This is a genomic window from Pseudomonas sp. KCJK9016, from assembly GCF_046231795.1.
Taxonomy (GTDB): Bacteria; Pseudomonadota; Gammaproteobacteria; order Pseudomonadales; family Pseudomonadaceae; genus Aquipseudomonas; species Aquipseudomonas bananamidigenes.
The window spans coordinates 1-12767 of sequence record NZ_JBJJMM010000052.1; the positions used below are offsets into that span (position 1 = coordinate 1).

A 12767-nucleotide genomic window follows, 5' to 3' on the forward strand; every position below is an offset into this window, starting at 1 on the left:
TACGCTGACCATCACCGGGTTCAATGCCACGACCGGCGTTGTTAGTTACAGCTACACCCTCGATCACAACGACGCCCACCCAACTGCCAACGGCGCCAACACCCTGAGCGAACAGTTCGCCGTCACCGTTGTGGATGACAACGGCACCACCGCCAATGCCAGCCTCGACGTCAACATCGTCGACGACCTGCCAAAAGCCGTAAGCGACAGCAACGCCGGCACCGCTTCGGAAACCAACCTGACGCTGACCGGCAACGTCCTGACCAATGACGTGCAAGGCGCTGACCGCGTTCCAACCGGACCCAACGCCGGCCCGATCACCGCCGGTACTTTTACCGGGACTTACGGCACGCTGGTTTTGAACGCCAACGGCACTTACACCTATACGCTGAACACCAACGATGCGGACTTCAAAAACCTGCACGGCGGCGGCAACGGGACTGAAACTTTCACCTACACGATCACCGATTCCGACGGCGACACCAGCACCGCGAACCTCGTCTTGCAGATCCACAACAACGACGATCCGGTGATCATCAACGGCCTGGACGTAAACGGTGGTGAACTCACCGTCTACGAGAAAAACCTCAGCACCGGCAGTGCACCGGATGCCACCGCGCTGACCCAAAGCGGCACGTTCACCGTCACCGCCCTCGACGGTCTGCAAACCCTCACGGTCGGCGGCATCGCGGTGGTCACCAACGGTGTGGCCGCAGGCTTTCCGCAATCGGTCACCACGCCGCTGGGCAGTACGCTGACGGTCACCGGCTTCAACGCCGCGACCGGCGTCGTGAGTTACAGCTACACCCTCGTGCACAACGACGCGCACCCGACCGGCAATGGCGCCAACAGCCTCACCGAGAACTTCAACGTGGTGGCCACCGATGGTGACGGCAGCACTGCCTCCGGGCAGATCAACGTCAACATTGTCGATGACCTGCCCACCGCCAAGGCCGATACCGGCTCGGTGGTGGAGGGCGGCACCGTCAATATCAGCGTGCTGGGCAACGATGTCACCGGCGCCGATGGTCCGGCAGCGGGTGGTGCGGTGGTGGGCGTGCGTGCCGGCAGCGACACGTCGACCTCGGCCATCGGCGGCCTCAACAGCAACATCAACGGCACCTACGGCTACCTGACCCTGGATGCGACGGGCAACGCGGTCTACCACAGCAACCCGAACTCGGTAAGCCCGCCGGGTGCCACCGATACGTTCACCTACACCATCCGCGACAGTGACGGCGACGAAAGCACCACCACCATCACCGTCAACGTCGCCGACAGTAAACTCGTGGCCTCGGTGGATCAGGACGTGACCGTCTACGAAAAAGCCCTCGACCTGACCAAGGACGGGCAAGACCTGGCTCCCGGCACGGTCATCGGCAGCGACCCGACCAACACCGGCGAAACCGCCAGCGGCACGCTGGTCGGTGCGGTCACCGGCGGCAGCGGCGCTATCACTTACACCCTGGTCGGCAGCGCCACCGGCACTTACGGGCAGATCCAGCTCAACGCCGACGGCACGTACACCTACACCCTGACCTCGGCGCCGAAAACCACACCGAACGCCAACGACGGGCCGAACACCCTGAGCGAAAGTTTCACCTACAAGGCCACCGATGCGCTGGGCAACAGCACCACCAGCACCATCGTGGTCAACATCGTCGACGACGTGCCCAAGGCGGTGGCGTCGGACCGGTCGGTGGCGGCGGTGGAGATCGATTCCAACATCCTCATCGTGCTCGACATCTCCGGCAGCATGGCCGACGCCTCCGGCGTGCCGGGCCTGTCGCGGCTGGACCTGGCCAAGCAGGCGATCAGCGCCTTGCTCGACAAGTACGACGATCTGGGCGATGTGAAAGTACAGCTCGTCACTTTCAGCAGCAGCGCCACTGACCGCACGTCGGTGTGGGTCGATGTGGCGACCGCCAAGACCTTGCTCGCCGGCCTCAGCGCCGGTGGCGGTACCAACTACGATGCGGCCGTGGCGACCATGCAGACCGCGTTCAACACCTCGGGCAAACTCACCGGGGCGCAGAACGTCGGTTACTTCTTCTCCGACGGCAAACCCACTACCGGGCAGGAAATCGGTACTGCCGACGAGGCCGCGCTGAAGAACTTCCTCGATGCCAACAACATCAAGAACTACGCCATCGGACTCGGCAGCGGTGTGAGCAACGCCAACCTCGATCCGATTGCCTACGACGGCATCAGCCACACCAACACCAACGCTGTGGTGGTCACCGATCTCAATCAACTCAACTCGGTGCTGTCCGGCACCGTGGAAGGCGCGCCGGTTACCGGTTCGCTGCTGGGGGACAGTGGTTCGTTCGGCGCCGATGGCGGTTTCATCAAGTCCATCGTGGTCGACGGCACCACCTACACCTATGACCCGAAAGCCAACAGCGGCCAGGGTTCGCTGACCGCCAGCGGCGGCACCAACCACGGCACCTTCAACACGGTGAACAACACCCTGAGCATCGCCACCAGCAACAGCGGCACGCTGGTGGTCAACCTCGACACCGGCGACTACAGCTACACCTCGCAGAAAACCACCACCACGGTGATCACCGAGAACATCGGCTTCACCCTCAGTGACAACGACGGCGACCTCGCCAGCTCGACGCTGACGGTGAAGGTGATCCCGAATTCGCCTCCGGTGGCAGTGGACGACCACATCATCACCAACGTGCTGTCGAGCACCGTAACGGTGCCGGGCGAGCTGCTGCTGGCCAACGACAGCGATCCGGACGGCGACACCCTCAACGCTTCGCCCACCACCTTCAACACCGGTTGGGTGGCCAAGGGCGCGGACTTCACCGGCAGCGGCGCAATCAGTTTCACCGGCACCAGCAACACCAGCGCCAACCAGAACCTTGCCGATGTACGAAGCTCTTTCGCGGCCAACACGGCGGCGATGACAGCCGTGCTGGTGGTCAGTGGCTACCTCGGCGCGGTGACCAACGCCAATGCCAACGACGAAGACCTGATCACCGTCAAACTGAAACAGGGCGAGACCCTCAACCTCGACCACAACCTGGCGGCCGGACACATCACCATGGAGTATTCGGTGAATGGCGGGGCGTTCGTCAGCATCGCCGATGGCGGCACCATCACCGCCAGCGCCGACGGTACGTATCAAATCCACATCACCAACATCACCAACACCAGTGGCAGCAACCCCAACGCTGCGGAAAACTATCAACTGACCATGACGGTCAACTACGCCGGGGCTCATGATGTCACCCCGGATTTCCAGGGCACCTACACCGCCAACGACAATCACGGTGGCAGCGACACCGCCAACGTGACCATCAGCTATCAGGACGGCCATACCCTCACGGGGACGTCCGGTGATGACGTGCTGGTGGCGGGCAGCGGCGACAATATTCTCAACGGCGGCGATGGCAACGATGTGCTCACCGCCGGCTCCGGCAACAACGAACTGCACGGCGGCGCCGGCAACGACTTGCTCTACAGCGGCCCGGGCAACGACATCCTCGATGGCGGCACCGGTATCGACACCGTGAGCTATGTCCATGCGACGGCCGGGGTGACGGTCAACCTGAGCCTGCTCGGTGCGCAGAACACCATCGGCGCCGGCATCGACACCCTCAGCAACGTCGAAAACCTCGTCGGCTCGAACTTCAACGACACCCTGACCGGTGACAACAATAACAACGTCATCAACGGCGGTCTGGGCAACGACATCCTCAACGGCGGCGGGGGCGATGACCTGCTGATCGGCGGGATGGGCAACAACACCCTGACCGGCGGGCCGGGGGCCGACACCTTCCAGTGGCTCAAGGGCAACAGCGGCCACGACACCGTCACCGACTTCACCCCCGGCACCGACAAGCTCGACCTGTCGCAACTGCTGCAAGGTGAAAACGGCACCGCGGCGTCACTGGATGACTACCTGCACTTCACCGTCACCGGCAGCGGCGCTTCGGTGGTCACCACCATCGATGTCAGCGCCATGGCCGGCGCCACGCCGAACCAGACCATTGACCTGGCGGGTGTCAATCTGGCCAGCCATTACGGTGTGACGCCGGGGGCGGGCGGGGTGATTGCCGGTGGGCATGACACCGCGACGATCATCAACGGCATGCTGAATGATCATTCGTTGAAGGTGGATACGGTGTGATCTGAACGCTGAAACGACAAAACCCGCCGTCCCGGTTATACGGGACGGCGGGTTTTTTACAGATGGCGAAATCTGTGGCGAGGGAGCTCACCTGGCTAGAGGTTTGCGTCAGCCTTCAGTTCCAGATCATCCAGCACCCGGTTCACCGCCAGCTCTCCCAGCATGATCAGTTGCGCAATCCCCGATAGCACATGCCGCTGCGGCGCATCGATCATCCCGGCGAAATCGCTGGCCATGGTTTTGGCCGAGGTCAGGGTTTCGCAGGCGTCGGCCAGTAGTTCTTCGCTGGGGATGCCGGGGGCGATGAGGTAGCGGGTATTGGGTTTGAGCAGCGGCTTTCTGGGGTGGAACGGATTGAGGTAGTGATCGAGGGCGCGTTCGGCGGCTTCGTGGAATTTCTTGGAATCGAGGGTTTCGTAGGGGGAAGTCGAATCGACTTCAGGCGGGTTCGGCGTTGGTTTGATCATGGCGAATCTCCGTGATTGGACTGAGCCGCCACGACTCATCGCTAAACAAGTAAAGGTGGCGGCTGTACGCAGGTTAGCGATCCGGGTCACAGAAACCCCGGGTAGACCCGAAGGTCTCCCACGCACAGCCACCATTACGCCAATCGCAGAGAAAAGACTGCAATTGGTATTGGGCGTTGTTGCGTCTGTAGGGAGCCGGATCGCTAAACCCGATCGCTGCTTTTCAGCGACCGCCAAACAATAGAACCCGCCCCCAAGGCGCACAAGCCGGCGGATTCTGGCGGATGCGTAGGTATTGGCGCAAGGCTGCGTAGCCTGGGTCGGCCACTGACCCTGTTTGTTAAACCTTTCTGTTTATGCCGCTCTGCCGAATTGACTGCGCCCCCCCAATCTCCGACGAGCGGTAGCAAAACCTGTAATTTCTGACAGTAGCCACTCTTGCACGCCAAGCGCTAAATAAAAACCAATCGTTCAAGGGGCGTTGCCACTGGCAGTCTCCTGAACTCCCCATGATGGGATTGGGAAATCGAACATGGCAGCTTCCAAACACCCCGTTCAGCAGAGCGCCTCTGTCGGTGGTTCAAGTCCGCTATTGGACAAACCGAAAGTCCCTGCGGTACTGGACGAGAATGACCCTGAGGGCTTATTGCCAGTCGCGGTCCTGGGGCAGGACCTGGTGGTTGAATTCATGGGGTGGGATTTTACTGTTGCTCCGAATCGTACGGATCTCGTGGAGCTTGGCTTCACCCCACTCAATTCCATATTCGTTCCGGTGAATGAACGTCGGTACCCTTCTCCGGTTACCAATCTTCCACTGCCCCAGACGCTTACCGTTCCGCGAGCGCTGCTGAATCAAGGGGTCTATGAGGTTTCAATCAGGGTTTCTCCCAGCCTGCAGAATCCTACAGAGTCACCCCGGAAAAAAATTACCATCGACACCACCATGCCTGATTTTGGCAGACAACCGAAAGCGGGGATCTTTCCAGCGGAGTTGAACGGCACGCTTACCGAAGCGTACTTGTCTCGGCACGGACAAGTCATCATTGAGGTGCCTTTTTACACTGATGTCACCGCCAAAGATCGTGCCGTTTATTTCTGGACGGACCAGAACCCGCCACCCAGTGGTGAAACCGAAATTCGCGAACAGGAATTCAGTGAGCAGGACATCATTGATCAGCGCTTGTTGGTGACGGTGTATGCCGATGAGATACGACCCTGGAAGGGGGGGACTCGTTTCTTCTATTACAAATTGAGAGATCGGGCCGGTAACACCGGGCCGATTTCCGCACTGGCGTCCATCCTCGTTGATTTGACTCCGTTGCCGGGCAACTTGCCTCCTCCAAGAGTGGAACTGCCCCGTAACCTGATTGATCGCCAGCAGGCGCGTGATGGTGTAAAGGTCGAGATCGATCCATACGGCTTTCCGGACTCCGGGCATAAGGTGGCGGTGTCGTGGGATGGAACGCCATTGGTAGAGGTTTCTGTTGATCCCAGCAATTTTCCGCAAGAGATCAACGTTCCCTGGAGTGTTCTGCAGGGGCAGGGAGACGGCCCGCTGCGCGCCGTTGTGAGCTATCGGATTCGTCTTGCCGATGGCAGTTACACACCGCCGTCACCCTCGATCTCGGTCGCGGTCAATCTGAAAGTGGCCGGACAGGATCACCCCAAAGCTCCCGCCCTTCTGAATGAACTTTTGGCCAGGCTGGAAGTGCGCGGTCAAATTTCCGACCAGCCCAACAAACTGGTGGGTCTTGATTACGGGTTACCGGCGAGAGCGTTGCTGACGCTGTACGACAATCCTCAACCGCTGGAAACGATTGATGTGTATTGGGGGGCGTTCGCTGACCCGGTTGCCAGCTACGAAGTCAAGTTTGGCGATGTCGCGGGTAAACCCCTGGACATCGAAATTCCCTGGAAGTACATCGAGCCGGATCTGCAAAACCCGAAATTGCCGGTTCATTACGTCACCCGTAATGGCGTGAATGACCAACTGTCGCGCGTCACTGAGGTCGAGGTGTCGATGGTGGTCTTCAACGATCTCAAGGAAGTGAAATTTCCCCATGCAGGCAGAGAAGGGGTTTTGCACTGCTGCTCCGTACCTCGGTTATGGGATGGGGTAACGGTGCATATTCCACCCGATCCCCGGTTCACGGACAAGGACAAGATCACGCTCTTTTGGCAGGGCTGCAGGGGCCCGAACGGTTCCGACCCGATTGCAGGTGTATATACCGAGATCGTCAAAGAACTGGACCCCGTCAGCGTCGTCAACGGATTGGAGGTGGTTATCGATGACTATGAAGCGTTCATCGCTCCAATGGTTAATCGTGGGTCGGCACTGGTGCGGTATGTATTGAATAAGCGAGACGGTGGTATCGGAAGATCACGTTCGGAGTTTGTGGTTATCAATCGAACCATGCCGAGTGGAGAAGTCTGCTCGCCTGAACATGAAGTCGATTGTTCAAAATTTGTCGGGATGATCAAGTTGTAGTTGCATGCGAAAAATGGTGTTTGCGGTTTGGTTTGAACCTCAAGCTGACGGGGTCGCTTTTTCATAAAGTAGATGGCTGCCTCCATTAAGTTAATTGGAGAAAATGAAATGGGTATTTATAAGAAAGCTCTTGATAATGATCCGGGGCGTGCAGCAATGAAAGCCGCGCGTGCTGCCAGAACTGCGCGGTTAGCGACGGCTCCGGTGCTCGAAGGTTTGCTGCCGGATGTTGTGGGTGATGAGCCAAATAAACTACCGAAGCTGCGGCAAGGGGTAGATAACAATGTTTTGATCGAGGAGGTGCTGGATATTACTCCGACGCCTCCACCAGGGCGCCCCGTCATGCTTCAGTTGCTTTGGAAGGGGGTTCCAACTGGAGCTCCGTTGAATACAGTGACGCCTATTAATACTTCACAGACACTGATTCTGCCAGGTACTGCAACTATCACTGAAGGTGTACATCTGTTGGGTTACAGGTTGACCTATGCTGGTACCCCGACGGACTTTGCGTCGCCGGTGTCTATCTATATAGATAAAACTGGGCCTAACAGGGATGTTGCCGGTGAAGCGGTCGAACTGCTGGGTGTTTATGCGGACAATCGTATTACCAAGGAGCGCCTTGAAAGCGATCCCGTGGTCCAGATCAAGATTCCTCTGACAACTGACCGTAAGACTGGTGATATTTTCGATGTTTATATGGGGGTAAGTGAGCCAGGAACTTTTATTGATAGTTATATCGCTCCAGACGATACGACTTCGGACATGATTGTCGATATGACCAAGGCTCAGGTTGAAAACGGTCGTGAAGGCCCACGTATCATCTACTACAAACCGAGGGATCGGGTGGGTAACGAGGCGCCCACTTCACATGAGCTTGACGTTGTTGTCGAACTGACTGCGGCACCCAGCAATCTGAAGCCACTGGAGGTGCCGGAAGCCCCTGATCCCGACAATCTCATCACGATCAAGGATGCGTTCCCTGATGTAGGCGTCGTAATCCAGCCCTACGACAATCCAGGTCCACTGGATGAGATCGCTCTGATCTGGGACGGGATCGCGCAACCACGCAAACGTGTAGCCGACGGGATGCCGGCGATTTTCGATATTCCCTATGAAAACGTAAAACGTAACGGTCTCGGGCCCAGGGCTATCAGTACATCGTATTCGATATGGCGTGGCGCCCAGGAATATCCTGAAACGACAGCCGTTCCAGTGAATGTCGATCTAAGACGGCCGGGAACACTTCCACCTGACCCGGAGGATCCTGAAGTCGGCAATCCGAACCTGGCTCCGGTAGTCGTTCAGGCAAAAAATACGACCGACCCAAACAAGTTTGAACTTATAGACGCGGGGGAAGACGGTACAGCGACTACTGTTATTGATGATGTACGTGTGACAGGCGATGTCTATCAGTTGTACTGGAATAAGGTGAAAGTTCCGGCTCCCGGAGGTATCTACACGGTCGACGGTAGTGAAACGGATGGTGATCCGGTGGACTTTGTTATCCCGGCCGACTTTATCACCGCGCAAGGTAATGGTTCTGCGATTCCTGTCCATTACGAAATCACCAATCCGACACTTCCGGACGAAAATCCTAATCCATCTCTTCGTCAGCCTGTCAGTGTGTTCGTCATTGAGGTAAAACTGCCCGAGGTGAAAGTCGCCAATACGGTGTTCTTCAGTGGTGTAGAGTTTTTGAATTGCTCTTCGCTCAGGAATATTTCCAATGTGGGGAGGGCTGCCGTGGTCGATATGAAGGGCGGTGCGCCTTTGGAATCCGGCATGATCTTGTCATTTGTTTGGGAGGGTACAACTTATGACGATGCAGGAGCGCCTGTGCCTGTAGATGATTTTGAATTTACAAAGACACTGAGTGGTAATGAGCATGAGGAAGGGTTTTCAGTGTATCTGCCTCTTGCTACAGCGCTTGAGCCGATCAAGGATGGGAGTGGGAAAATTCGCTGCACAACAACTATAGATGGGCGTGAAGTGGGTTCGAATGAGCATGAGGTACAAGTGGTTGTGCGTGATGGTGATGGTAATCAATGCCCTATATAGGGCGGAAGGGGTTGATAAAAAAGGAAGATTTTATCTTCCTTTTTTACGCTCATGAAAATGTGTTGCTGATGAGAAGAGGTGCTATCGATGGTTTTTTATTTGGTGGGTCGAAAAATCATCAATGATTTTCGGATTTCTCCTACATAAAGAATCGGACTTACTGAATAAACTGCGCGCCCTCCACCCAAACGGGAGTCGGATAACCCATTCTGGAGAAGCTGTCATGAAGAAGTATTTATCGCTTGCCTCCTTTAATTTTGCCTGGAGAGCGAACCTACCGTTTTTTTTCCCGGCGCTTGTCTTCAGCCCTATAACCATGGCTTTGACGACTGTCGGGGCTGGTCAAAACCTCAACATTGATGCCTCCACTGTCACCGACAATTATTTGGTAACCGATGGGGGGGCTTTGGATGCGAATGGCGCACAGACTTTCGAGGTGTTTATCCAGTCCGGGTCGACACTCAGCGCGGTCGGCGGCACGTTTGCCGGACGCAGTGGCAACAGCGCGATCAGCGTTTTCAACGGTCAGGCCACATTGAGTGGCACAACACTGACCAGTGATGGCTCTGCGCTGTGGTTGACACGTCAATCCGGTACGACCACGGGTTCGACGGCAGTGGTCAGTGACAGTGTTCTCAAAGGTGGAACGTCGGGCGTGCTGATTACCGGACTGAGTTCGCTTGAACTCAATGGCGGCGAGGTTTCGGGCCTTCAGGCCAGTAGCGTCGGTATCGACTATTTCGGCGGCAGCGTCAGCGCGAACGGAACCAGAATCAGTGGTGGTGAAAACGGTGCACGGATAGCAGCCGATGCAGCGGGGCTCGGCGACTCACACTTGAGGTTGAACGCGGCGAGCCTGGAGGGCAGGGCAGGAGCAGCCATTCTTGTTGAAGGTGGTGCCCAGGCAAGTATCGAAGTACTCAACAATTCGCACCTGCTCGCCGGCAACAACCTCCTGCTCGACGTCCAGGGCGCCTCCACCGCCGCCATGACCGTCGCCAGCAGCGAGTTGCAGGGCAACATCAACCTTGCCGGCAACAGCACCGGCAACCTGACCTTCGATCAAGGCCGCATGACCGGTGATGTGTTGGTCGAAGACGGTTCGACCGCCAACGTCACCCTGCAGAACAGTTCGCAGTTCACCGGCCGTCTCGACAAGGTCAATGGTGTGACTGTCAACAGTGGTTCGATCTGGACCCTGACGGGCAACGACACCGTAGGAACGCTCGCCATGAATGGCGGGACGGTTCGCTTTGGTGCGCAGGATGTGCCGAATACCTTCTACCAGTTGAACGTCGGTACGCTGGCCGGCTCGCCGGATGGTTCCAGTACGTTCGCCATGAAGGGCAACTTCGCCACGGGGCAGCATGACTTCCTCAACGTCACCGGTGTGGCGACCGGGCAGTTCGGTTTGCTGGTGGCGGCGTCCGGACTGGATGCGGTGAATCCACAGCAACTGACCCTGGTGCACACGGCCGCTGGCGATGCGCACTTTGCGCTGACGGGCGGGCGAGTGGACCTCGGGGCATGGTCCTATGACCTGGCCCAGCGGCCGGTTGGAACCGGCGGCACTGAATGGTTCCTCGATCCGACCACTCAGGTGATCAGCCCTGGTGCCAGTGCGGTGCTGGCCTTGTTCAACTCTCCGATCACCCTGTTGTACGGCGAAGCCAGTTCACTGCGCAGCCGCATGGGTGAGTTGCGCTTCAACGGTGGCCAGTCGGGCGCCTGGGCACGCACCTATGGCAATCAGTACAACGTGTCCGAGAGTTCCGGTGTGGCGTACCAGCAGAACCAGCAAGGGCTTTCCCTCGGAGCCGATGCCCGGGTGAATGACAGCGATGTTCTGGTGGGCGTGATGGGTGGTTACAGTCAATCGGACCTGAGTCTTGAACACGGCACCTCAGGCACGGTCAAGAGTTACTACTTCGGGCCCTACGTGACGTGGATGGACCGCGACACCGGTTACTACGTTGACGGCGTGCTGAAATTCAACCGGTTCCGGAACGAGGCCAAGGTCAGTCTGAGCGACGGCACCCGTGCCAAGGGCGATTACGATAACTGGGGTGTCAGTGCATCGGTTGAAGCCGGTCGTCACATCAAGTTGAGCAGCGATTACTTCATCGAACCTTTCGCGCAGTTTTCGGCCGCGCAGATCCAGGGCAAACGCTTCAGCCTGGACAACGACATGCAGGCCGATGGCGATCGCACTCGCTCATTCCTGGGCAAGGCTGGCGCCACCTTCGGGCGCGATTTTGATATCGGCAACGGTGCTGTTGCGCAACCTTATGTGCGTGCAGCCATCGCCCATGAGTTCGCCAATAACAATGAAGTGAAGGTCAACAACAACGTGTTCAACAACGACCTGTCGGGTTCACGGGCAGAGTTCGGTGCTGGTGTGGCGGTGGCACTGTCTGACAAATGGCAGGTGCATGTCGATCTGGATTACGCCAATGGCGAGCATATTGAGCAGCCTTGGGGGGGAAATGTGGGGGTGAGGTATAGCTGGTAAGTCACGATCCCCGGTATCAGAAAGCCGCTACTCCGTCAGGGGGTAGCGGCTTTTTTGTGCCTGGCTTTTATGCGCGTTTAATGCCGAAGCCATCGGCAGTGCCGCCTCCGAAACCGAAATCGACTCGGGTATCGGTCTGGCCCGTTGCTGGGTAGATCACCATCCGCTTGGCGACGCCGCCTGAGTCAGATGCCCAGCACCAGCGTTCAATGGTGCGTAGACCGCTGTAGTTACTGATGAAGGCACGCCATTCGGCCAGAGAAGGAATTCTTCCTCCCATACTGGCTGCCGTGTTTGCACATACGGTGTAGGTATTGAAGTGGCCTGTGCCGAAAAGTCTCTCCACGTTAGAAGTGGTGACATTGTAATGGGCGGTTTGATTGGCATTGTCCGTAACGGTGATAGTTGCTGAACCGTTGCTCTTGGAAATAACACGACCGCTGGTTGTATTGACTTCTGCGACTTCGGGGTTGCTGGAGGCATATCGGTAGGGAGGTACGCCTCCACTGGCCTGCCTGTCGCCAAAGGCGCCGGCAGGAGGGTTGGTAGGGGTGCCGCTATCCCTGAAGTGCCAGGCATTCAGACTCATTGTTGCTGGGTTGATGGTCAGTGGTGGAATGGGCGAGTTGACGGTGAAGCTTCGTGCGTTTGACGTTTGTCCGGTTGTCACCGCCTGTGCGGTGATGGTATGCCCACCCAGTCCAACTGGCAGCGTAGTGGTCCATATACCGGTGTTCAGAGCAGTCGCAAAGTGTTTTGGCGTGCTTCCATCGTAGATCCGGACCTGATGCAGAGGCGTTACCCGGCCTTGCAACGAGACTGAAGTGTCTGTGGTCGCTCCATTGTTCGGCAGTTCACCACGAGAATCTCTCACAGAGTCGAGCGAAGGAGCGGTGTGAGCTGCGACAGTAAAGCTGCGAACTGCGGACTCCGGTTGCGCCCCATACAGTGCCTTGGCCTTGATGTTGTGCGGCGCGATGCTCAGACCGGTAAAGGTTTTGCTCCAGTCGCCACTGGCATTGACATTGGTGACCGGCGCGACGGGAGTGTTGCCGTCGTAGAGCTGCACGGTCTGGCCGGGGCTGGCCTTGCCGGTGA

The 12767-nt window shown here is 57.7% G+C and carries 6 protein-coding genes; 4 read left to right on the forward strand and 2 right to left on the reverse strand.

The window, feature by feature from the left end:
• Positions 1-4144: beta strand repeat-containing protein (locus ACK6BI_RS27830; protein ID WP_409319639.1), on the forward strand; the 4144-nt coding region annotated here is incomplete at its 5' end.
• A 95-nt stretch (positions 4145-4239) separates the two neighbouring features.
• Here ACK6BI_RS27830 and ACK6BI_RS27835 read toward each other — a convergent pair.
• Positions 4240-4611 carry a DUF6124 family protein gene (locus tag ACK6BI_RS27835; RefSeq protein ID WP_409319640.1) on the reverse strand — a complete coding sequence of 124 codons (372 nt, stop codon included), beginning with the start codon at positions 4609-4611 and terminating at the stop codon, positions 4240-4242.
• 532 nt (positions 4612-5143) lie between these two features.
• Between ACK6BI_RS27835 and ACK6BI_RS27840 the strand changes: the two genes are divergently transcribed.
• The 3 genes from ACK6BI_RS27840 to ACK6BI_RS27850 all read left to right on the forward strand — a co-directional run bounded on the left by ACK6BI_RS27840 (position 5144) and on the right by ACK6BI_RS27850 (position 11669).
• Positions 5144-7099, forward strand: coding sequence for a hypothetical protein (locus tag ACK6BI_RS27840; RefSeq protein WP_409319641.1), 1956 nt, complete (start codon positions 5144-5146; stop codon positions 7097-7099).
• A gap of 108 nt (positions 7100-7207) precedes the next feature.
• Positions 7208-9157 carry a hypothetical protein gene (locus ACK6BI_RS27845; protein WP_409319642.1) on the forward strand — a complete coding sequence of 650 codons (1950 nt, stop codon included), beginning with the start codon at positions 7208-7210 and terminating at the stop codon, positions 9155-9157.
• Positions 9158-9563: 406 nt separating this feature from the next.
• Positions 9564-11669: an autotransporter outer membrane beta-barrel domain-containing protein gene (locus tag ACK6BI_RS27850; RefSeq protein ID WP_409319643.1), complete on the forward strand. Its 2106-nt coding sequence runs from the start codon at positions 9564-9566 to the stop codon at positions 11667-11669.
• 67 nt (positions 11670-11736) lie between these two features.
• Here ACK6BI_RS27850 and ACK6BI_RS27855 read toward each other — a convergent pair.
• Positions 11737-12767: Ig-like domain-containing protein (locus ACK6BI_RS27855; RefSeq protein WP_409319644.1), on the reverse strand; the 1031-nt coding region annotated here is incomplete at its 5' end.